Here is a 21,631-nt window from a genome sequence, read left to right on the forward strand (position 1 = left end):
ACCGGATTACCGTGCGCGCGAGGGCCGCGTCGCACGGGGCGATTGTACGGACCGAACACGCTTCAGTACGCTCCGTGTTCCATGCGTGACGATCGGCTCTGCGACGGCAACCTCCCCCTCGAACTGGACGCGTTCGTGGGCCGCTCGGCCGAACTCGCCGCACTCTCGCTGGCTCTGGAGAGCTCTCGGCTGGTGACCGTGACCGGCGCCGGCGGCATCGGCAAGTCCCGGCTGGCGGCACGGGCGGCGCTGCGGGACGGGGCGTGGCGGGTCGAGCTGGCGTCGGTGCGCGATCCGGAGTTCGTCGACTTCGCGGTCGTGGAGGCGCTGGGGCTGGCCGACCACACCACACGGCTGCCGCGCGAGATCCTGCTCGCGCACCTGGCGCGGCCTGGGCGTGAACTCCTGCTGGTTCTCGACGGGTTCGAGCACCTGGTGGACGTCTGCGCCGAGCTGGTGACCGATCTGCTGCACCGGGCGCCGGGGCTCAGGGTGCTCGCCGTGGGCCGCCGTCCGCTGTCCGTGGCGGGCGAGCGGGTGTTCGCGCTGGAGCCGCTCGCCGAGGCCGAGGCCGTGGAGCTCTTCGTGGACCGGGCGGGCCGGCAGGGCGTGTCCGTCGCCGCCGATCCCGACGTACGGGAACTGTGCCGGCGCCTCGACGGCATCCCGCTCGCCGTCGAACTGGCCGCCGGGCGGCTGCGGGCCCTGTCCCCCGGTCAGTTGCTGGAGCGGCTCGACGACCGGTTCCGGCTGCTGACCGGCGGTGGGCGGGACACTCTGCCCCGGCATCGGACGCTGCGTACGGCGATCGGCTGGAGCCATGAGCTGTGCACGCCGCGGGAGCGGCTGCTGTGGTCACGCCTCTCGGTGTTCGCCGGGCCGTTCGACCTGGAGGCCGTGGAGTACGTGTGCAGCGGAAACGGGCTGGCCGAGCAGGACGTTCTCGACGTGCTGACGGAGCTGCTCACTGAGTCCGTGGTCGGCCGGGAGGAGACCGCGACGGGTGTGCGCTACCGGATGCTGGACACGGTCCGGGCGTACGGCGCCGAGTGGCTGGAGGCGACCGGGGACGCGGAGCGGCTGCGGCGACGGCACCGCGACTGGTATCTGGGCCTGGCGACCTGGTGCGAGCTGGACTGGTTCTCCCCGCGGCAGGCCGAGGTGGCCGCCCGCATCGACGCGGAGCTGCCGAATCTGCGCAGCGCTCTGGAGCACTGCCTCGGCGATCCGGACGAGGCGCATCTGGGCCAGTACCTGGCGGGTTCGCTCTGGTTCTACTGGGTCGGCTGCGGACGGCTGTCGGAGGGGCGGCACTGGGTGGAGCAGGCCGTGCGGCTGGAGTCCGACAACGAACTGTCCCGGCTCAAGGCCCTGTGGGTGCTCGGCTACGTCGCGATCCTGCAGGGCGACACGGTGCCGGCGCTGGCCGCGCTCCACGAGTGCCGGGAGGAGGCGGAGCGCTCCGCGAACCCAACGGCGGTGGCGTACGCCGAGCACCGCACCGGCTGTCTGGCCCTGGTCAGCGACGACATGGCCCGCGCGGAGACGCTGCTGCGCTCGGCGCTGGAGCGTTACCGGGAGATCGGCGAGCTCAACAGCAACGTCCTGATGGGTCAGGTCGAGCTGGCGATGACGCGGGCGTTCCAGGGCGACCTGCCGGAGGCGGTGCGGCTGTGCCAGGACGTCCGTCGGGTCTGCGAGGACCACGGCGAGGGCTGGACCAGGTCGTATGCGCTGTATGTGCTGGCGTACGCGGCCTGGAGCGAGGGCGATCCGGCGGCGGCTCGCACGCTGCTGACCGACTGTCTCGGCGCCGCCCACGCCTTTCACGATCTGCTCGGCTCGGTGCTGACGATCGAACTGCTGGCCCTGGTCACGGCGGCCCAGGGCGACTCGGCGGAGGCCGCGGTCCTGCAGGGCGCAGCCGCCTCGATGTGGCCCTCGGTGGGCCTGCCGCTGTTCGGCTCCGCCTACTACAACGCGCCGCACGAGCTGTGCGAGGCGACGGCCCGCGAGAACCTGGGCGGCGAGCGGTACGCGGAGTGCGTGCGGACAGGGGGCCGGCTCGGTCGGGACGCGGCCGTGGCCCGGGCGCTGGGGCGGAGTCCAAAGGCACTGCCCGCACCGCGCGGAGCGGCTCGGCACGCTCAGGGTGGCGTCGCCATGCAGCAACCCGCCGCCTCGCCCACCCGGAAGGGTGGGGAGACGGCGGGCTGAGGTGGTGCGTGTCCTACGTCCGGCTGGTGATCAGCGGGCGTAGTACTCGACGACGAGCTGCTCGTCGCAGATCACCGGGATCTCCTTGCGGTTCGGCTCGCGGTCCAGGCGGAACGCCAGGGCGCCGAGGTTCACCTGGAGGTAGCGCGGGGTCTCGCCGTCGGGGGCGAACCCACCGGCACGGGATACCTCGAACAGCGTCTTGCTGCGGCTGCGCTCGCGGACCATCACGACGTCGTCGGGACGGACGCGGAACGACGGCTTGTCGACCTTGCCGCCGTTGACCTCGATGTGGCCGTGGACGACCATCTGGCGGGCCTGGTAGATCGTGCGGGCGATGCCCGAACGCAGGACCAGCGCGTCGAGACGGCGCTCGAGCTCGATGATCAGGGCCTCACCGGTCTTGCCCTGCACCTTGGAGGCACGCTCGTAGGCGCGGACGAGCTGGCGCTCGGACACGTCGTACTGCGCACGCAGCCGCTGCTTCTCGAGCAGACGGACCTTGTAGTCCGAGTTCTGCTTGCGGCCACGGCCGTGCTCACCCGGGGGGTAGGGACGGGCCTCGAAGTACTTGACGGCCTTCGGGGTCAGCGCGATGCCGAGGGCACGCGACTTCTTGACCTTGGGGCGGGACTGGTTCGCCACAATCTCTCATTTCTCAGTGTTCGGCTTGTCAGGGTTGAGGGAGGTCGCATCCGCAGCCGGGGAAACCCTCCGGGTCCGTTGCCGGGCCTGATGGGCAGCCGCTCCCCTGGTCTGGGCACATACGTGCAGCACGCGAGTGGCCCACCGACCGGTCCCGTCATACGACGAGTGGTGGTGGGCTGCCCGCGACACCAATCGAACGGTGCGCGACGCTCCTGGAGCCGATCCGAGGACTGGGTCCTCTGACTGGCTCCGGCTGACTGTCCTGTTCTGACTGCACAGGACGCAGCACTGCGAGGGATTCTACAGGGCGCTCAGGACCGCTTGCGACCGAGGTGGTTCCTCGTCCACTCCACCGCGTCCGCGTACCGCGCCTCGGCGCCGTGCCTGGTCGGCGCGTAGTACTCGCGGTCCTTGAGGGCGTCCGGGGCGTACTGCTGCTCGGCGATGCCCTCGGGCAGATCGTGCGGATACACGTACCCCTGCGCGTGGCCGAGCTTGGCGGCGCCCTTGTAGTGCCCGTCGCGCAGGTGGGGCGGCACGGATCCGGCCAGTCCCTTGCGTACGTCCTCCATGGCGGCGCCGATCGCCATCGTCGCGGCGTTGGACTTGGGGGCCAGCGCGAGGGCGATGGTGGCGTGGCTGAGGGTCAGGGCGGCCTCGGGGAAGCCGATCATGGCGACGGCCTGGGCGGCCGCGACCGCGATCGGCAGGGCCTGGGGATCGGCCAGGCCGATGTCCTCGCTGGCGGAGATCATCAGGCGGCGGGCGATGAAGCGGGGGTCCTCGCCGGCCTCGATCATCCGGGCCAGGTAGTGCAGCGCGGCGTCGACATCCGAGCCCCGGATGGACTTGATGAGGGCGCTGGCGACGTCGTAGTGCTGGTCGCCGTCGCGGTCGTACTTCACGGCCGCGCGGTCGACCGTCTCCTCGAGCGTGGTGAGGGAGACCTCCGCCTCGCCCTTGTCGAGCGCGGCCCCGGCAGCGGCCTCGAGGGCCGTCAGGGCCCGGCGGGCGTCGCCACCGGCGATCCGCAGGAGGTGGTCCTCGGTGTCCTCGGGAAGGGTGACGGCGTCCTTGAGGCCGCGCTCGTCGCCGAGCGCCCTTCGCAGCAGCCCGCGCAGATCGTCGTCCGTGAGGGGTTCGAGGGTCAGCAGGAGCGAGCGGGACAGCAGCGGGGAGATCACCGAGAAGTACGGGTTCTCGGTGGTCGCCGCGATCAGGGTGACCCAGCGGTTCTCGACGGCCGGGAGGAGGGAGTCCTGCTGGGCCTTGCTGAAGCGGTGGATCTCGTCGAGGAAGAGGACGGTCTCCTTGCCGTACCCACCGGTGGCGCGGCGGGCTCCCTCGATGACCGCGCGGACCTCCTTGACGCCCGCGGTGATCGCCGACAGTTCGACGAAGCGCTTGTTGGTGGCCTTGGAGACGACGTAGGCGAGGGTTGTCTTGCCGGTGCCGGGCGGACCCCACAGGATCACCGAGGACGGGCCCGCCGGGCCGCCCGTGCCCTCGCCGACCAAGCGGCGCAGGGGCGAGCCGGGCTTCAGCAGATGCTGCTGGCCCACCACCTCGTCGAGGGTGCGCGGGCGCATCCGCACCGCCAGGGGACTCGCGGCGGGGTCCTTCTCCTGGCGCTCTTCGGCGGCTGCGGTGAACAGGTCGGGCTCCACGTCAAGAACCCTAATTCACCGCACTGACAATCCCGCCGGCGCCTGTGCAGGCCGGGTCAGCTGGTCCAGAAGTCCCACCAGCGCGTCAGGATCAGCATGCCGATGATCCCGATGTGCAGAACCGGCAGCACCCAGGTGAACTCGCCGAAGAAGCTCTTCAGCCAGCGCGGGGCGGGCAGGAAGCCGTTGCGCACGTTGAACGAGGTCACGTACCAGAACATGATGATCGTCGCGACCCAGGCCAGGGAGCACCACAGGCACAGCGCGTTGATCCGGTACAGCGACTGGAACATCAGCCAGGCGCAGAAAGAGACGCCGAAGAGGGTGCCGGCGTTGAAGGTCAGCCAGTACCAGCGCGGGAAGCGGGCCCTGGCCAGCAGGCTCATGCCGACGCCGATGACGATGCCGTAGGCGACGAGGCCGAGCACCGGGTTGGGGAACCCGAAGACGGCGGCCTGCTTGGACTCCATGACGCTGCCGCAGGAGACGACGGGGTTCAGACTGCAACCCGGGGTGTAGCTCGTGCCCGCGACCTTGGCCTCGAGCAGCTTGAACTTGTCGATCGTGATGACCCACGCGGCGAGCAGGCCGGCCGCTCCGGTGAGCAGCAGCATGATGGCGAAGGCACGACTGCCACCCACCAGCCGTGGCTCAGCGGCCGTCCGCTCCGGCTCGGGCTCGGGCTCGGTGGAGACGTCTTTGACTGTGGTCTTGCTCATCACGCCGATTCCGTCTGCTTGGGAGTTGGACCTTCTTCGGGCAGGGGCCATTGTGCCGTACACGGGCCCGTGTCCACCGTTCGGTGGACATAAGGAAGTACGCCTGGTCGTCCCTGAGCGTTCGGTTCCGGTCGAAGCTCGAGGGCATGACAACACACGCGAACGAACTCGCGGTGGACGTACGGGGGCTGCGCAAGCAGTACGGCGACGTGATCGCGGTCGACGGTATCGATCTCGGCATCGGCAGGGGCGAGGTGTTCGGCCTGCTGGGGCCCAATGGCGCGGGCAAGAGCACGACGTTGGAGATCCTCCAGGGCAACCGGAGCCGGGACGCGGGCGAGGTCCGGGTGCTCGGCGCGGATCCGGCGAAGGGCACGCGTGCGTGGCGCTCACATGTCGGAATCGTCTGGCAGGACGAATCGGCACCCGCGGAGTTGACGGTCCGCGAGACCGTACGGCACTTCGCCCGCTACTACCCGAAGCCGCGTGACCCTGAGGAGGTCATCGGTCTGGTGGGTCTTCAGGCGAAGGCGGGCAGCCGGATCAAGGCCCTGTCGGGCGGGCAGCGCCGCCGCCTCGATGTGGCGCTCGGCGTGATCGGCGGTCCCGAGCTGCTGCTCCTGGACGAACCGACGACCGGCTTCGACCCGGCGGCCCGACGCCAGTTCTGGGACCTGATCCGCTCCCTGGCGGACGAGGGCACGACCATCCTCCTCACCACGCACTACCTGGAGGAGGCGGAGGCCCTGGCCGACCGCCTCGCCGTGGTGACCGCGGGGCGGATCGTCGCCGAGGGCCGCCCGGCCGCCCTGCGGGACCGGTACGGCACCGAGGCCACCGTCGCGTGGACCGAGCCGGACGGCACCCCGCGCACCGAGCGGACACTCACTCCGACCCGCACGGTCGCCGAGCTCACCCACCGCTTCGACGGCGAGATCCCGGGGCTGCGGGTCAGTCGCCCCACGCTGGAGGACGTCTACCTCCGGCTGACCGGACAGGAGGACGCACGATGACCACGACTGTCGTACGGACACGCGCGGACGCGGTCGCCGAGCGGCTGCCCGGCGCGTTCGGCATCGGCCTCCAGCGGGGCGCCCTGGAACTCAGGCAGTTCTTCCGCCAGCGCGACCAGGTGGTGTTCACCTTCGCCTTCCCGGTCGTCTTCCTGTTCCTGTTCGCGTCGATCTTCAGCGACGACGTGAAGGGCGCCGGCATCACGGCCTCGCAGCTCTACGTCCCCGCGATGATGGCCGCCGGCATCATGTCGACGAGCTTCCAGTCCCTCGGCATCTCGATCGCCATCGAGCGCGACGAGAAGGTGCTGCGCAGGCTCCGGGGCACCCCCATGCCGCCGGCCTCGTACTTCCTCGGGAAGATCTGGCTGGTTCTGGTCACCGGCCTGATGGAGACGGCGATCCTGCTGCTCGTCGGCACGACGCTGTACGACGTCGATCTGCCCTCGGACGCCACGCACTGGTTCCGCTTCACCTGGATCTTCGTCCTCGGACTGACGGCGTGCGCCCTGCTCGGCATCGCGATCAGCTCGGTCCCGAAGTCCGGCAAGAGCGCGACCTCCGTGGTCGTACTGCCCTTCCTGGTCCTGCAGTTCATCTCCGGGGTGTACATCGCGATCGACACCATCCCCGACTGGATGCTGAACATCGGTGCCCTGTTCCCGCTGAAGTGGATGTGCCAGGGTCTGCGCGGGGTGTTCCTGCCGGACTCGGCGCAGGTCCTCGAACAGGCCGGCGGCTGGGAGTTCGGCCGTATCGCGCTGGTCCTGGGGGCCTGGTGCATCGGAGGATTGGTGCTGTGCCTGCTGACCTTCCGGTGGAAGAACCGGCGCGACGGATGAGGATCCCCGCAGGGCTCGTCGGCGCGTACACCTGGGACCGTTCGTTCCGGCTCTGGGACACGTACTTCGCGCTGATCTGGCTGGCCACCCTGGTGTTCGTGCTGGGCACGGACTTCCCGGGGTGGCCGGTCCGGGTCACGGCGGCGGCGCTGCTCGTACCGTTGATCCCGCTGTACGTCGTCGTCGGCCGCCCCATCCTTCGGGGCGATCCGCCGGACGAGCGCCGGGCGCTGGGCTTTCTGGCGGCCATGATGGCGTTGTTCCTGCCGTCGGCGGTGCTGGTCGGCGAGACACGGCTGATGACGTTCGCGCTGGTACCGCCGTGCTTCATGACGCTGCGCGTCCGGTGGGCGATGGGGGCCGTGGCCGTCATCAACCTCGTGCCCGTGGTGGGCTGGGCTCTTCTGTGGTGGCCGAGCGACCAGGACGTCTTCTTCAACTCGACGTTCGCGGTCGTCACCTTCGTCTTCTCGGCGGCCATCGGCAGTTGGATCATCCGGATCATCGAGCAGAGCCAGGACCGGGCCGAGCTGATCGCGGAGCTGGACGCGAGCCGGCACGAGGTGTCGCGGCTGTCGGCGGCGCACGGGGCGCTGGCCGAACGGGAGCGGATGGCCCGGGAGATCCACGACACGCTCGCCCAGGGCTTCACCAGCCTGCTGATGCTCGTCCAGGCGGTCGAGGCCGAGCTGGAGTGCGACGTGCCGCAGGCCCGCCGGCATCTGGCGCTCATGGAGGGGACGGCCCGGCAGAATCTCGCCGAGGCACGCGCCCTGGTCGCCGGGGCGGCACCGGTGGACCTGGACGGCGCCGCGCTCCCCGACGCGCTGCGTCGGCTCGCCGCCCGCCATGCGGCGACGCTGGAGGTGACGGGACCGGTGCGGCCGTCGCCTGCCGGGGCGGAGGTGGTGGCCCTGCGCTCCTGCCAGGAGGCGTTGTCGAACGCCCGTAAGCACGCCGGGAGTTCGGCGGCCGTCGGGATCGCCCTGGCGTACGCCGAGGAGACACTGACCGTGTTCGTACGGGACGACGGCTGCGGTTTCGACCCCTCGACCGTGACCGACGGCTACGGGCTGGCGGGGTTGCGCGCCCGGGCCGCCGAGGTCGGCGGGACCGCCCGGGTGGACAGCGCCCCCGGCACCGGCACGACGGTCACCGTCCGGCTGCCTGTACCGCCTGTGAGGAGCTCATCGTGATCCGGATCATCCTGGCCGACGACCACCCCGTCGTACGGGAGGGGTTGCGGGCCATGCTGAGCGCGGAGCCGGACCTGGAGGTGGTCGCCGACGCGTCCAGCGGCCCCCAGGCGGAGGCGCTGGCGGCGGAGCTCCGCCCCGACATCGTGCTGATGGACCTGCGGATGCCCGGTGGCGGGGGCGTGGACTCGATCGAGCGGATGACCGCGGCCGGACTGGGCTGCCGGGTGATCGTGCTGACCACCTACGAGACGGACCGCGACATCCTGCGGGCCGTGGAGGCGGGAGCGGCGGGCTACCTGCTCAAGGACCTGCCCCGCGGGGAGTTGGCGGAAGCGGTACGGGCGGCCGCGCGCGGCGAGACCGTACTGGCGCCGTCGGTGGCGGCTCGCCTGGTGGACCAACTGCGGACCAGGCCGGAACGTCCACATCTGTCCGAGCGCGAGACGGCTGTACTGCGGCTGGTGGCGGAGGGGTGCACGAACGCGGAGATCGGGCGACGGCTGTACATCGGGGAGTCCACGGTGAAGACGCACTTGCTGCGGGTCTTCGGCAAGTTGGGGGTGGACGACCGGACGGCGGCGGTGACGAGTGCGATGCGGTTCGGGCTGCTGGACTGAGGTCTTCGCCCCCGCCGCCCCTACCCATTCCCATCCCCAGGGGCTGCCGCCCCTTCAACCCCGCACCCACGGGGGCTCCCCCTTGGACCCCCGCTCCTCAAACGCCGGAAGGGCTGACCAACCAGCCCGCCCGGCGTTTGAGGACGAGGCCCCTTCAGGGCCGAAGCAGGGGTCTGGGGGCGCAGCCCCCAGAGATGGGACGGGTAGGGGCGGCGGGGGCGAGAAACACTCAGCCCAGCCGTGCTTCCAGCTCCGCCACGATCTCGTTCACGCCGATCGCCGTCTGCTCACCGGACTCCATGTCCTTGAGCTGGACGACGCCCTCGGCGAGGTCGCGTTCGCCGGCGACGACCGTGTAGCGGGCGCCGCTGCGGTTGGCGTTCTTCATGGCGCCCTTGAGGCCCTTGGCACCGTAGGAGAAGTCGGCCGCGATACCGACCTTCCGGAGCTCCGTCACCTTGGCGAAGAGGACGCGACGGGCCTCCTCGCCCAGCGGGACCGCGAAGACACTGGTCGTGGAGGGGAGTTCGAGCTCCACGCCCTCCGCCTCCAGCGCCAGCACGGTGCGGTCGACGCCCAGCGCCCAGCCCACCGACGGCAGCGCGGGGCCGCCGATCATCTCGGACAGGCCGTCGTAGCGGCCACCGCCGCCCACCGCGGACTGCGAGCCCAGACCGTCGTGGACGAACTCGAAGGTCGTCCGGGTGTAGTAGTCCAGGCCGCGCACCAGCTTGGGGTCGTCCTCGAAGGCGACGCCCGCCGCGGTGATCAGTTCGCGGACCTCCTCGTGGTACGCCTTGCAGGCATCGCAGAGGTAGTCGCGCAGGAGCGGGGCGTCCCCGAGCTGCTGCTGGACCGCCTCGCGCTTGTCGTCCAGGACGCGCAGCGGGTTGATCTCCGCGCGGCGCAGCGTCTCCTCGTCGAGGTCGAGCCCCCGGAGGAAGTTCTGCAGCGCCTCCCGGTACACCGGACGGCACTCCTTGTCGCCCAGGCTGTTGAGGAGGATCCGGAAGTCGCGCAGCCCCAGCGAGCGGTACGCCTGGTCGGCCAGGATGATCAGCTCGGCGTCCAGCGCCGGGTCCTCGGCACCGATCGCCTCGGCGCCCACCTGGGAGAAGTGGCGGTAACGGCCCTTCTGCGGGCGCTCGTAGCGGTAGTACGAGCCCGAGTACCAGAGCTTGACGGGGAGGTTGCCCGCCTTGTGGAGGTTGGCCTCCAGCGCCGCGCGCAGCACGGAGGCCGTGCCCTCGGGGCGCAGGGCCAGCTTGTCGCCGCCCTTGGTCTCGAAGGCGTACATCTCCTTGGTCACGATGTCGGTGGACTCACCGACACCGCGCGCGAAGAGCTCGACGCTCTCGAAACCGGGCGTCTCGATGTAGCCGTAGCCGGAGTTGCGCAGCGGAGCCGCGATCGCCTCGCGCACCGCGAGGAACTTCGCGCTGTCCGGCGGGATGAGGTCGTACGTGCCCTTGGGGGCCTTGAAGGTGCTCACGGAAAGTCTCGTCACATTCCTCGTCGGGGAGCGTCGACATGCGCGCTGTGATCCTGGCGGCCTGCGGCCACTTGCCGCAGATACGGGTTGGTGGCACGCTCACGGCCGATGGTCGTGTGCTCGTTGTGGCCGGGCAGCACCACGGTCGAGTCGTCGAGAGGCAGGACCACGCGGGCCAGGGACTCGAGCATGTCGTCCATGGAGCCACCGGGGAAATCGGTGCGTCCGATGGAGCCGGCGAACAGCAGGTCGCCCGAGAAGAGAAGCGGAGGAATGTCCGCCACCTCGGGCAGGCCGAAGGTCACCGACCCCCTGGTATGGCCGGGCGCGTGCGCCACGGTGAGCTCCAGTCCCGCCAGTTCCAGCTTCACGCCGTCGGTCAGTTCCTTGACGTCGTCCGGCTCCCCCACGGTCAGTTCGCCCATGAGCGGCATCCCGATGGAGCGGCCGAGCGCCTTCTCCGGGTCGCTCATCATGAACCGGTCCTCGGGGTGGATCCACGCGGGTACGTCGTGCGCTCCGCAGACCGGGACGACCGAGGCCACATGGTCGATGTGGCCATGGGTGAGGACGACGGCGACGGGCTTGAGCCGATGCTTCTTCAGTGCCTCTTCGACTCCCTGGGCGGCCTGATGGCCCGGGTCGATGATCACGCACTCCTCACCGGCGGCGGGGGCGACGAGATAACAGTTCGTCCCCCAGGCCCCGGCGGGGAACCCGGCAATGAGCACGATCGTCCTTCGTTGTGTCGATAAGGGTGGGCTTAAAAAACGGCTGCGCCTGTGGTCAGAGCCTACCGGCGCTGCCGTTTCCTCAGCGAACCCATATACGGTACGGGGCACACGCACGCGGTCGGCTCACAAGACGCAGGCGTCCCAGCAGACATACGAGACGCATGAGGAGAGAACCCGGTGGTCACCCAGGAACAGCGGAAGCGGCAGCTCGCCCGGGAGAAGTTCTTGCGGCAGCAGCAGCGGCGCACGGCCGCGCGGCGCAAGGCCCGCATGCGCAACTCCGTGATCGCGTCGGTGCTCGGCGTGATCCTGGTGGGCAGTCTGGCGCTCTATACGTCGGACGTCCTCAAGGGCGACGACGACAAGTCCGACGCCGCCGCGGCCACGCCGTCGCCGACGCCCAGCGCGATCGCCGACCCGTGCAAGAAGGCCGCGGAGGGCAAGGTCAAGACGGCGACCTGGAAGAAGGAGCCGTCGATGACGATCGACAAGTCGGCGAAGTACACGATGAAGCTGGCGACGACGTGCGGTGACATAGACATCGCGCTCAAGACGAAGGCGGCCCCGCACACCGTCAACTCGTTCGACTTCCTCGCGGCCAAGGGCTACTTCGACCACACCAAGTGCCACCGGCTCACCACCAACGGCATCTACGTGCTCCAGTGCGGCGACCCGACGGGCAGCGGCAGCGGTGGTCCCGGCTACACGATCCCGGACGAGAACCTGAAGGACAAAAGCCTCAAGGACAACATCTACCCGGCGGGCACCATCGCGATGGCGAACACCGGGAAGGCGCACACCGGAGGCAGCCAGTTCTTCCTCGTCTACCAGGACAGTCAGCTGCCGCCGAGCTACACGCCGTTCGGTACCGTTTCCGAATCCGGTATGACGGTCCTGAAGAAGATCGCGGCCGCGGGTGAGAGCACCGGAGCGGGCGATGGCGCTCCCAACGCAACGGTCGTGATCAACAAGGCGACTGTCACCAAATCCTGACCCCCAACAGCGAAATTTCGGTCGCGCGGGATGCGGACAGGCAACCCGCCGGTCGCCTATGTTGGCCGTGACGAAACTGTGGACGATGCCCGGGGGTGCTGAAGCCCCATGCAGGCATCATGTGGAGGAGGCGCTGTGAGCAGCGACCCGTGGGGCCGCGTCGACGAGACGGGGACCGTGTACGTGCGTACGGCCGACGGCGAGCAGGTCGTCGGTTCCTGGCAGGCCGGCTCCCCTGAGGAGGCGCTGGCCTACTTCGAGCGCAAGTACGAGGGCCTGGTTGTCGAGATCGGCCTCCTCGAGAAGCGAGTGAAGACCACCGATCTGTCGGCGAAGGACGCACAGGTCGCCATCGACCACATTCGCGAGCAGGTGGACGCGCACCACGCGGTCGGTGACCTGGACGCCCTCAAGGTGCGTCTGGACAAGCTCGTGGAGACGGTCGAGAAGCGTCGCGAGGAGCGCAAGCAGCAGCGCGCCAAGCAGTCCGACGAGGCCCGGCACTCCAAGGAGGCGCTGGTCGTCGAGGCGGAGGAGCTGGCGCAGTCCGACCAGTGGCGGGCGGCCGGTGAGCGGCTGCGGGCCCTGGTGGACACCTGGAAGGGTCTGCCGCGGCTGGACCGCAAGTCCGACGACGAACTGTGGCACCGCTTCTCGCACGCCCGGTCGGCGTTCTCCAAGCGTCGCAAGGCCCACTTCGCCTCGCTCGACGCACAGCGCGAGGAGGCCCGTAAGACCAAGGAACGGCTGGTCTCCGAGGCCGAGGCGCTGTCCAACTCCTCCGACTGGGGTCCGACGGCCGCCCGCTACCGCGAGCTGATGGCGGAGTGGAAGGCCGCGGGCCGTGCCCAGCGCGAGCACGAGGACGACCTGTGGAACCGCTTCCGCGGCGCCCAGGACGTCTTCTTCGCCGCCCGCAGCTCGGTCTTCGCCGAGCGCGACGCCGAGCAGACGGAGAACCTGAAGCTCAAGGAGGAGCTGGCCGGGGAGGCCGAGAAGATCCTCCCGGTCACCGACCTCAAGGCGGCGCGGTCCGCGTTCCGCCAGCTCAACGAGCGCTGGGAGGCCATCGGCCACGTCCCGCGCGACGCGCGTCCCAAGGTCGAGGGCCGGATGCACGCCGTCGAGCGGGCCATCCAGGAGGCCGAGGAGACCGAGTGGCGCCGGACGAACCCGGAGGCACGCGCGCGTGCCGCGGGTCTCACCGGCCAGCTCCAGGACGCCGTGGCCAAGCTCCAGGGCCAGATCGAGCAGGCCCGCGCCCAGGGCAACAACGCCCGCGCCGACAAGCTCGAGCGCGAGCTGGAGGGCCGCCAGGCGCTTCTGGACCAGGCGCTGAAGGGTCTGCAGGAGTTCGGCGGCTGACACCAGGCGCGGTTCGACTGCTGCTACCACGAGAAGGGCCCCGTACCTCGGTACGGGGCCCTTCTCGTGGTCTGCCCTACGCCCGGGCGCGCGCCGACGTCACGCGGTAGACGTCGTAGACGCCCTCCACGCCGCGTACCGCCTTCAGGACGTGGCCGAGGTGCTTCGGGTCGCCCATCTCGAAGGTGAAGCGGGAGGTGGCGACGCGGTCGCGGGAGGTCTGGACGGCCGCGGAGAGGATGTTGACGTGCTGGTCGGACAGGACGCGGGTGACGTCGGAGAGGAGCCGGGAGCGGTCCAGGGCCTCGACCTGGATGGCGACCAGGAAGACCGAGGACTGGGTGGGCGCCCACTCGACCTCGAGGATGCGCTCGGGCTCGCGGGACAGTGAGTCCACGTTCACACAGTCGCTGCGGTGAACCGATACGCCGCTACCGCGTGTGACGAAACCGATGATGGGGTCGCCGGGTACGGGGGTGCAGCAGCGGGCGAGCTTGACCCACACGTCGTCGACGCCCTTGACCACGACGCCGGGGTCGGCGCTGGAACGGCGCTTGCGGCCACGGCCGCGGGACGGCGGGACCGACTCGTCGATCTCCTCGGTGGCCGCCTCCTCGCCGCCGAGCGCGGAGACCAGTTTCTGCACGACGTTCTGCGCGGAGACATGGCCCTCGCCGATCGCCGCGTAGAGCGCGGAGATGTCGGGGTAGCGCATCTCGTGGGCGAGCGTCACGAGGGAGTCGCCGGTCAGGATGCGCTGGATCGGCAGGTTCTGCTTGCGCATCGCGCGGACGATGGCGTCCTTGCCCTGCTCGATCGCCTCGTCGCGGCGTTCCTTGGAGAACCAGGCCCGGATCTTGTTGCGGGCCCGCGGGGACTTGACGAACCCGAGCCAGTCGCGGGACGGGCCCGCGCCGGCCGCCTTGGAGGTGAAGACCTCCACCAAGTCGCCGTTGTCCAGGGTGGATTCGAGCGGTACGAGGCGGCCGTTGACCCTCGCCCCTATGGTGCGGTGGCCGACCTCGGTGTGGACCGCGTACGAGAAGTCCACGGGTGTCGCGCCCGCGGGCAGCGCTATCACGTCGCCCTTGGGGGTGAAGACGAAGACCTCGTTGCGCGACAGGTCGAAGCGCAGGGACTCCAGGAACTCCCCGGGGTCCTCGGTCTCCTTCTGCCAGTCGAGCAACTGGCGCAGCCACGCCATGTCGTTGAGGTGGTCGTCCTTGCCGGTGGTCCTCGGCTGGTCCGAACGCACCTTGGAGGTTCCGGCGACGGCCTCCTGCTTGTACTTCCAGTGCGCGGCGATGCCGTACTCGGCGCGGCGGTGCATGTCGAAGGTCCGGATCTGGAGCTCGACGGGCTTGCCGTTGGGGCCGATGACCGTGGTGTGCAGCGACTGGTACATGTTGAACTTGGGCATCGCGATGTAGTCCTTGAACCGCCCCGGAACCGGGTTCCAGCGGGCGTGGACGGTGCCCAGGGCCGCGTAGCAGTCCCTGACCGTGTCCACGAGGACGCGGATGCCCACCAGGTCGTAGATCTCCGCGAAGTCACGGCCGCGGACGATCATCTTCTGGTAGACGCTGTAGTAGTGCTTCGGGCGGCCGGTGACGGTCGCCTTGATGCGGGCCGCGCGCAGGTCCTGCTGCACCTCGTCGGTCACTATGGCGAGGTACTCGTCGCGCTTGGGGGCGCGCTCGGCGACGAGCCGGACGATCTCGTCGTACATCTTGGGGTAGAGGATCGCGAAGGCGAGGTCCTCCAGTTCCCATTTGATGGTGTTCATGCCCAGGCGGTGGGCGAGTGGCGCGTAGATCTCGAGGGTCTCGCGCGCCTTCTTCTCCTGCTTCTCGCGCTTGAGATAGCGCATGGTGCGCATGTTGTGCAGGCGGTCGGCGAGCTTGATGACCAGGACGCGCGGGTCCTTGGCCATGGCGACGACCATCTTGCGCACGGTCTCGGCCTGGGCGGCCTCGCCGAACTTGACCTTGTCGAGCTTGGTGACGCCGTCGACGAGCAGGGCGACCGAGTCGCCGAAGTCGCGGCGGAGCTGGTCCAGGCCGTACTCGGTGTCCTCGACGGTGTCGTGCAGCAGGCCCGCCATGAGCGTGGCGGGGTCCATGCCGAGCTCGGCGAGGATGGTGGTCACCGCGAGGGGGTGCGTGATGTACGGGTCGCCGCTCTTGCGCTTCTGGCCGCGGTGCCAGCGCTCGGCGACCTGGTAGGCCGTCTCGATCTTGCGGAGGGTCGCGGTCTCGATCTTCGGGTCGTTGCTGCGCACTATCCGCAGCAGCGGCTCCAGGACCGGGTTGTACGGGTTGGAGCGCTGGACGCCGAGGCGGGCCAGACGGGCGCGGACGCGGTTGGAGGAGCCGGAGCGGGCGGGCTGGCCGGCCGGCGGGCGGACCGCGGCGGGCGTGGACGCGGGCGCGGGGCGCTCGGGCGCGGCCGGCTTGGGGCGCGGCTGCTCGGCCGACTTGTCGACGGGCGCGGACTGGGCGTGCTCGACCGAGCCCTGCGCGGCGTTCTTCGCGCTCGGCGCGGGCGTGGCCGCGGCGCCTGCCGAAGGCTCGGGCTTGGCGGCGGTCAGTGGCTGGGCCTCGTCTGGCAAGAGGACTCCTCGTGCGCGATCCGGGTCCCCCGATCAGGCTCCGGAGACCCCATGGTAGCGATCCTGCGGCTCAGGATCGCCTTCAGGCCGATGTGAGGACCGTCTACCGGAGAAACATGAGGGGCTGCCGCCGGCATTCCGGAGGGGGCTCGGCGCCGCTGTGGGCAACGAAAACGGCCGCCCCGGATCTACCGGGACGGCCGTTTTTGTGAGACCTGAAGCACTGTGTCGGACTCAGACCACCAGCAGCGCTTCCAGAGGAGCGCCCTCCAGGGCCGATTCCAGGCGGGGGCGGCCCGCGAGGAAGCCGAGTTCCATCAGGACCGCGAGGCCCGCGACCTCGGCGCCGGCCCTGCGGATCAGCTGGATCGCGGCCTCGGCGGTGCCGCCGGTGGCCAGGACGTCGTCGACGATCAGGACGCGGTCGTCGGCCGACAGGTCCTCGGCGTGCACCTCGATCTCCGCGGAGCCGTACTCCAGGTCGTACGCCTGGCCGAGGGTGGCTCCGGGGAGCTTGCCCGCCTTGCGTACGGGGATGAAGCCGAGGCCCGCGCGGACGGCCACCGGGGCGCCGAGGATGAAGCCGCGGGCCTCCAGGCCGACGACCTTGGTCGCGCCGGTGCGCCCGGCGATCTCCGCGAGCGCGTCGGTCAGCGCGGTGAACGCCGCCGGGTCCGCCAGGAGCGGGGTGATGTCCTTGAACATCACACCCGGCTCCGGGTAGTCGGCCACGTCACGGATGCGGCTGAACAGCAGCTCCTTGATGTCGGTCATCGCCGCTTCCCGGAGGGTCGGCCGCGGCCCCGGGTGCGCGAGGCGGGCTGGGTGCGCGGGCCGACGACCGCGTGGGCGTCCTCCGGCTCGTCCCCGTGCGAGTCCTCGCCGCGGGCCTCCGCCTGCTCGTCCTCGGCGCCGGCCTGGGCGCGCTTGGCCAGGACCCGCTTCTTGAGGGACTTCATCTGCGGCTCGAGCTCCTTGAGGTCCGCCACGAGCGGCGTGGCGATGAAGATCGAGGAGTACGCACCGGCGGCGAGGCCGACGAACAGCGACAGCGAGATGTCGTTGAGCGTGCCCGCGCCGAGGAAGCCACCACCGATGAACAGCAGGCCCGCCACCGGCAGCAGCGCAACCACCGTGGTGTTGATGGAGCGGACCAGGGTGCTGTTGATCGAGCGGTTGGCGATGTCGCTGTAGGTCCAGCGGGTCTGCTTGGTGATGTCCTTCGTCTGCTCCTTGAGGGAGTCGAAGACGACCACCGTGTCGTAGAGCGAGTAACCGAGGATGGTCAGCAGACCGATCACCGTGCCCGGCGTGACCTCGAAGCCGACGAGGGCGTAGATGCCGACGGTGATGGTGATGTCGTGGATCAGTGCGACGAGCGCCGCGATGGCCATACGCCACTCGAAGGCGATCGCCAGATAGATCACCACCAGGACCATGAAGATCGCCAGGCCCTGCCAGGCCTTGCTGGCGATCTGGTCGCCCCAGCTGGGACCGACGAGGTCGGCGGCGATCTTCTCCGGGTCGACCTTGAAGTCCGTCGCGAGCTTGTTCTTGATCTCGTCGGACTGCGTGGTGTCCATGCCGGCGATCTGGATGCGCAGCGTGCCGTTGCCGAGCTTCTGCACGACGGCGTCGTGGCCGGAGGCCTCTTCCGCGTACTCCTGGGCCTGGGAGACCGAGATGCTGGTCTTCTCGGTGGTGAAGACGGCGCCGCCCTGGAAGTCGATGCCCATGTTCAGGCCGCGCACCGCCAGGCCGACGATGGCCGTGATGGTGATCAGGATCGAGATGCCGTACCAGAGCTTGCGGTGGCCGACGAAGTCGTAACTGATCTCGCCACGGTGCAGTCGGGCGCCGAGGTTGCCGAGTTTCGACATGCTCACGCCTCCTTCGTCTCAACGGGGGCGGGACGGCGGGTGCGGCGCAGTGGCGCCTTGGCACCCAGGCTCTTCGGGTCGAGGCCGGACCACTTGCTGCCGCTCGCGAAGAACGTGCGGCGGGCCAGCAGCGTCATCAGCGGCTTGGTGAAGAAGAAGACCACGACGACGTCGAGGACGGTGGTCAGACCCAGCGTGAACGCGAAGCCCTGGACCTTGCCGACGGTGACGATGAACAGCACCGCCGCGGCGAGGAACGACACGAAGTCGGAGACCAGGATGGTGCGCCGGGCGCGCGGCCAGGCCCGCTCGACGGCGGGGCGCAGGGAGCGGCCCTCACGGATCTCGTCACGGATGCGTTCGAAGTACACGATGAACGAGTCCGCGGTGATACCGATGGCGACGATGGCACCGCACACGGCCGGCAGGTTCAGCGCGAACCCGATGGCCGGGCCGAGCAGCGCCATGAGCACATAGGTGAGGATGCCGGAGACGAGCAGCGAGGCGATCGCGACCATCGACAGACCGCGGTAGTAGAACACCAGGTACAGAATGACCAGCGCGAGGCCGATCGCACCGGCGAGCAGACCCGCGTGCAGCTGGTCGGTGCCGAGCGCGGCGGTCACCGTGGTCACGCTCTGCTCCTGGAAGGAGAGCGGGAGCGCGCCGTACGACAGCATGTTGGCGAGGCTCTGGGCCTCCTCCTGCGTGAAGCTGCCGGAGATCTGGGCCTGGCCGCCGGTGATGGACTGGCTGACGGTCGGGCTGGAGACGACCTGGCCGTCGAGGACGATGCCGAACTCGTTCTGCGGCTGGGTGTTCTGGGCGAGCTGGCCGGTGATGTCGGCGAACTTCTTGGCGCCGCTCTTGTTGAAGTCCATCGTGACCTGCCAGCCAGCGGCGGTCTGCGTGTCGTAGACGGCCTTGGCCTCGTCGACCTCGGTGCCGGCTACGGCGGCCGGGCCGAGCAGGTACTTGTACCAGACGCCCTGGATCTCGCCGCAGCCCACGGTCGAGTCCTCGGGCTTCACGCCGTCGCCGGCCTTGTTGCGCTGCGTCTGCTTGGAGCAGTCGAGTGCGGTGTACGCGGCCTGGAGCTTGGCGTCGGCGGCGCTGGGGGTGCTCGCGGAGGCGGACGGGCTCGCGGAGGCGGACCCCGACGGGGTCGGGTCGGCCTTCAGCGCGTCGGAGGCGGCGCGGCCCTGCGTGGTGGCGGAGGCCGACGGGGAGCTCGACGAGGTCGCCTTCTCACCCGTGGTGGCCGACTCGCTCGTGGAGGGGCTCGGCGAGGCGCTGGAGGAACCGCTGGAGGACGCGCTCGGCGAGGGCGTCGCGGCGGTGCCGGTGGCCTCCTGGACCAGCACCGGACGGAAGTACAGCTTCGCGGTGGTGCCGACCTGGTCCCGGGCTTCCTTGGAGTTGGTGCCCTTGGGGATGTTCACGATGATGTTGCGGTCGCCCTGGGTCTGCACCTCCGCCTCGGAGACGCCCAGGCCATTGACACGGCGGTTCATGATCTCGACCGCGGTGTCCATGTTGGCCTTGTTGAGCGCGGACCCTTGGTCGGCCTTCGCCTCCAGCGTGATGCTGGTACCGCCGGCGAGGTCGATGCCGAGACGCGGCGTGGTGTGACCGGAGAGGAACATCCCTCCGGTGAGCGCCACGATGGCGATCAGGATGAGGGCCAGCGAGCGCCCTGGCTTGCTCTGGGCACTCGAGCTCCGGCCCCTCTTGGGTGCTGCCACCTTCTCGTACTCCCTCTCGGGCCGCCTCGCGCCGGGTCATCGGGCGGGCGGCCATGACATGGTGTCGGGATCCCCTGCGAGCTGCGTACGTCCGAGGGCGCGCAGGCCTGGCCCGCGCGCCCCGAGGTACGGCTACTTCGCGTCGGAGTCGCCGTCGGTCTTCTTCGGCTCGTCGTCCGTCTTCGCCTCGGCGGCCTCGTCGGCAGGCTTGGCCTCGTCGGCGGGCTCGTCCTTCTTGCCGAGGTCGACGGGCTTGTCGTCGTCGGAGGCGGCGGCAGCTTCGTCGGCGGACTCGTCGGTCTCGGTGAGGGAGGAGGCGTCGTCGGGGACGACGTCGGTCTTCAGGTCGTGCTCGACACCGTGGACGATCCGGTTGTACTCGTCGTCCGTCAGGACGGCACCGATCGCGTTCTTCGCGAAGAGGAGCTCCACGCCCGGCCCCGCGTCGACGAGGATCGTGTCGTCGTTGACCTCCTTGACCGTGGCGTACATGCCCCCGATGGTGCGGATGCCACTGCCTGGCTGCATCTGGTTCCGCATGTCGGCGGCCTGCTGCTGCTTCTTCTTCGCCGACCGGGTCATCAGGAACATGGCCCCGATGAGCACGACGAACGGGAGGAGGGTCACGAGACTCACGGGTCGGTACTTCCTTCACGTGACCGCGATGGTGAGCGGCCTGATGGTTGGGGGTGTGCGCGCCGCCGACAAAGGCGGCATCGGCGGAGTCTAAGCGAGTCCGCGTGCAGGGAACAACGCTCAGCATGGCACCCGGGTTCCTGGCCCGGCCAATCCCGCACCGTCACAAAGACATCACGTCCCGAACAGGTCTTGTTGTCCGTTTCCTGTGGCCGCCGAGCCGGGCGGAGTGAGGCCGAGGTGCGCCCATGCGGCGGGAGTGGCGACGCGACCACGCGGTGTACGGGCCAGCAGACCCTCCCGGACGAGGAAGGGCTCGGCGACCTCCTCGACGGTCTCGCGCTCCTCCCCCACCGCGACCGCGAGGGTGGACAGACCGACCGGGCCGCCGCCGAACAGTTTGAGCAGGGCCTCCAGGACTGCGCGGTCCAGGCGGTCGAGGCCGCGGGCGTCGACCTCGTAGACCTTCAGCGCGGCCGCCGCGATGTCACGTGTGATGAACCCGTCCGCCTTGACCTGGGCGTAGTCGCGCACCCGGCGCAGCAGACGGTTGGCGATCCGGGGCGTGCCGCGGGAGCGGCCGGCGATCTCGGCGGCGCCGTCGGTGTCGATCTCGACGTCGAGGAGGTTCGCGGAGCGGTGGATGACGCGCTCCAGCTCGGCGGGCTCGTAGAACTCCATGTGCGCGGTGAAGCCGAAGCGGTCGCGCAGCGGGGGCGGCAGCAGGCCCGCGCGCGTGGTGGCGCCGACCATGGTGAACGGGGGCAGTTCGAGGGGGATGGCGGTGGCACCCGGACCCTTGCCGACGATCACGTCGACGCGGAAGTCCTCCATCGCCATGTACAGCATCTCCTCGGCGGGCCGGGACATGCGGTGGATCTCGTCGAGGAAGAGGACCTCGCCCTCCTGGAGCGAGGAGAGGATCGCGGCCAGGTCGCCGGCGTGCTGGATGGCGGGGCCCGAGGTGATGCGGATGGGGGCGCCCATCTCGGCCGCGATGATCATGGAGAGGGTGGTCTTGCCCAGGCCGGGGGCGCCGGAGAGCAGCACGTGGTCGGCGGTGGCCCCTCGCGCGCGTGCGGCGCGCAGGACGAGGTCGAGCTGCTCGCGGACCTTCTCCTGGCCGATGAACTCGTCCAGGTCCTTGGGGCGCAGGGCGGCCTCCACGGCCTGGTCCTCACGGTCGGCGACAGAGTCCACCAGCCGCTCGGGGGCGGTCGCGTCGGTGGTGTCGTCCCAGTTCACTGACGTTC

General features: G+C 69.9%; 18 protein-coding genes. 7 read left to right on the forward strand and 11 right to left on the reverse strand.

The genetic code is table 11. The annotated features are described in order from the left end of the window. Positions 1 to 81 precede the first annotated feature (81 nt). The gene (locus tag OHU89_RS10785) at positions 82 to 2,217 is read left to right on the forward strand and encodes an ATP-binding protein (protein ID WP_405641982.1); all 2,136 of its coding nucleotides are present in this window, start codon (positions 82 to 84) and stop codon (positions 2,215 to 2,217) included. A gap of 30 nt (positions 2,218 to 2,247) precedes the next feature. Here the strand turns inward: OHU89_RS10785 and rpsD are convergent, their stop codons facing one another. The 3 genes from rpsD to OHU89_RS10800 form a co-directional block, all read right to left on the reverse strand. Beyond that, positions 2,248 to 2,862, reverse strand: coding sequence for a 30S ribosomal protein S4 (gene rpsD, locus OHU89_RS10790; RefSeq protein ID WP_046260069.1), 615 nt, complete (start codon positions 2,860 to 2,862; stop codon positions 2,248 to 2,250). 314 nt (positions 2,863 to 3,176) lie between these two features. Beyond that, positions 3,177 to 4,532 (reverse strand): replication-associated recombination protein A, encoded by a 1,356-nt coding sequence (locus OHU89_RS10795; RefSeq protein ID WP_405641984.1) that lies wholly within the window; start codon positions 4,530 to 4,532, stop codon positions 3,177 to 3,179. Between the two features lie 56 nt (positions 4,533 to 4,588). Next, positions 4,589 to 5,251 carry a vitamin K epoxide reductase family protein gene (locus OHU89_RS10800; RefSeq protein ID WP_405641986.1) on the reverse strand — a complete coding sequence of 221 codons (663 nt, stop codon included), beginning with the start codon at positions 5,249 to 5,251 and terminating at the stop codon, positions 4,589 to 4,591. Positions 5,252 to 5,397: 146 nt separating this feature from the next. Here OHU89_RS10800 and OHU89_RS10805 point away from each other — a divergent pair, with 146 nt between their 5' ends. Genes OHU89_RS10805 through OHU89_RS10820 form a run of 4 tightly spaced genes read left to right on the forward strand, consistent with a single transcriptional unit; the run spans position 5,398 to position 8,922 of the window. Then, on the forward strand, positions 5,398 to 6,264 hold the full coding sequence (locus OHU89_RS10805) for an ABC transporter ATP-binding protein (RefSeq protein WP_405641988.1): 867 nt from the start codon (positions 5,398 to 5,400) through the stop codon (positions 6,262 to 6,264). After that, entirely contained in the window at positions 6,261 to 7,106 is an 846-nt protein-coding gene (locus OHU89_RS10810) for an ABC transporter permease (RefSeq protein WP_405641990.1), read from the forward strand. The genes OHU89_RS10805 and OHU89_RS10810 overlap by 4 nt, the downstream gene beginning before the upstream one ends. Then, complete coding sequence (locus OHU89_RS10815) at positions 7,103 to 8,302, forward strand: sensor histidine kinase (RefSeq protein ID WP_405641992.1); 1,200 nt, start codon at positions 7,103 to 7,105, stop codon at positions 8,300 to 8,302. The genes OHU89_RS10810 and OHU89_RS10815 overlap by 4 nt, the downstream gene beginning before the upstream one ends. After that, a complete protein-coding gene (locus OHU89_RS10820; RefSeq protein ID WP_405641994.1) occupies positions 8,299 to 8,922 on the forward strand; it encodes a response regulator in 624 nt (207 codons plus the stop codon). Before OHU89_RS10815 ends, OHU89_RS10820 begins: the two co-directional genes overlap by 4 nt. A gap of 229 nt (positions 8,923 to 9,151) precedes the next feature. Here OHU89_RS10820 and hisS read toward each other — a convergent pair whose 3' ends face one another. After that, the gene (gene hisS, locus OHU89_RS10825; protein WP_405641996.1) at positions 9,152 to 10,414 is read right to left on the reverse strand and encodes a histidine--tRNA ligase; all 1,263 of its coding nucleotides are present in this window, start codon (positions 10,412 to 10,414) and stop codon (positions 9,152 to 9,154) included. Positions 10,415 to 10,425: 11 nt separating this feature from the next. Then, on the reverse strand, positions 10,426 to 11,145 hold the full coding sequence (locus OHU89_RS10830) for an MBL fold metallo-hydrolase (protein ID WP_405641997.1): 720 nt from the start codon (positions 11,143 to 11,145) through the stop codon (positions 10,426 to 10,428). Between the two features lie 180 nt (positions 11,146 to 11,325). On the opposite strand from OHU89_RS10830, the gene OHU89_RS10835 reads away from it, so the two are divergent. Both OHU89_RS10835 and OHU89_RS10840 read left to right on the forward strand, forming a co-directional pair. Beyond that, the gene (locus OHU89_RS10835; RefSeq protein WP_266894996.1) at positions 11,326 to 12,141 is read left to right on the forward strand and encodes a peptidylprolyl isomerase; all 816 of its coding nucleotides are present in this window, start codon (positions 11,326 to 11,328) and stop codon (positions 12,139 to 12,141) included. Between the two features lie 135 nt (positions 12,142 to 12,276). Continuing rightward, positions 12,277 to 13,506 carry a DUF349 domain-containing protein gene (locus OHU89_RS10840; RefSeq protein WP_405641999.1) on the forward strand — a complete coding sequence of 410 codons (1,230 nt, stop codon included), beginning with the start codon at positions 12,277 to 12,279 and terminating at the stop codon, positions 13,504 to 13,506. 76 nt (positions 13,507 to 13,582) lie between these two features. Here the strand turns inward: OHU89_RS10840 and OHU89_RS10845 are convergent, their stop codons facing one another. From OHU89_RS10845 to ruvB, 6 genes are all read right to left on the reverse strand, one after another. Continuing rightward, positions 13,583 to 16,117, reverse strand: coding sequence for a RelA/SpoT family protein (locus OHU89_RS10845; protein ID WP_405642001.1), 2,535 nt, complete (start codon positions 16,115 to 16,117; stop codon positions 13,583 to 13,585). Between the two features lie 234 nt (positions 16,118 to 16,351). Continuing rightward, on the reverse strand, positions 16,352 to 16,891 hold the full coding sequence (locus OHU89_RS10850; protein ID WP_266894990.1) for an adenine phosphoribosyltransferase: 540 nt from the start codon (positions 16,889 to 16,891) through the stop codon (positions 16,352 to 16,354). Continuing rightward, positions 16,888 to 17,997, reverse strand: coding sequence for a protein translocase subunit SecF (secF, locus tag OHU89_RS10855; protein WP_266894988.1), 1,110 nt, complete (start codon positions 17,995 to 17,997; stop codon positions 16,888 to 16,890). Before secF ends, OHU89_RS10850 begins: the two co-directional genes overlap by 4 nt. Before the next feature lie 2 nt (positions 17,998 to 17,999). Next, entirely contained in the window at positions 18,000 to 19,742 is a 1,743-nt protein-coding gene (gene secD, locus OHU89_RS10860) for a protein translocase subunit SecD (RefSeq protein WP_405642004.1), read from the reverse strand. A 132-nt stretch (positions 19,743 to 19,874) separates the two neighbouring features. Further along, positions 19,875 to 20,378 carry a preprotein translocase subunit YajC gene (gene yajC, locus OHU89_RS10865; RefSeq protein WP_266894984.1) on the reverse strand — a complete coding sequence of 168 codons (504 nt, stop codon included), beginning with the start codon at positions 20,376 to 20,378 and terminating at the stop codon, positions 19,875 to 19,877. 174 nt (positions 20,379 to 20,552) lie between these two features. Further along, positions 20,553 to 21,623 carry a Holliday junction branch migration DNA helicase RuvB gene (gene ruvB / locus OHU89_RS10870; RefSeq protein WP_405642006.1) on the reverse strand — a complete coding sequence of 357 codons (1,071 nt, stop codon included), beginning with the start codon at positions 21,621 to 21,623 and terminating at the stop codon, positions 20,553 to 20,555. Positions 21,624 to 21,631: the final 8 nt, after the last annotated feature.

The sequence above is a fragment of the Streptomyces sp. NBC_00019 genome (assembly GCF_045041015.1).
GTDB lineage: Bacteria > Actinomycetota > Actinomycetes > Streptomycetales > Streptomycetaceae > Streptomyces.

Excerpts from the sequence above, each read along its gene's own strand:
- OHU89_RS10785 (WP_405641982.1), top strand. The coding sequence starts at position 82 with ATGCGTGACGATCGGCTCTGCGACGGCAACCTCCCCCTCGAACTGGAC.
- secF (WP_266894988.1), bottom strand. The coding sequence starts at position 17,997 with ATGTCGAAACTCGGCAACCTCGGCGCCCGACTGCACCGTGGCGAGATC.
- OHU89_RS10810 (WP_405641990.1), top strand. The coding sequence starts at position 6,261 with ATGACCACGACTGTCGTACGGACACGCGCGGACGCGGTCGCCGAGCGG.
- OHU89_RS10850 (WP_266894990.1), bottom strand. The coding sequence starts at position 16,891 with ATGACCGACATCAAGGAGCTGCTGTTCAGCCGCATCCGTGACGTGGCC.
- OHU89_RS10805 (WP_405641988.1), top strand. The coding sequence starts at position 5,398 with ATGACAACACACGCGAACGAACTCGCGGTGGACGTACGGGGGCTGCGC.
- OHU89_RS10800 (WP_405641986.1), bottom strand. The coding sequence starts at position 5,251 with ATGAGCAAGACCACAGTCAAAGACGTCTCCACCGAGCCCGAGCCCGAG.
- OHU89_RS10815 (WP_405641992.1), top strand. The coding sequence starts at position 7,103 with ATGAGGATCCCCGCAGGGCTCGTCGGCGCGTACACCTGGGACCGTTCG.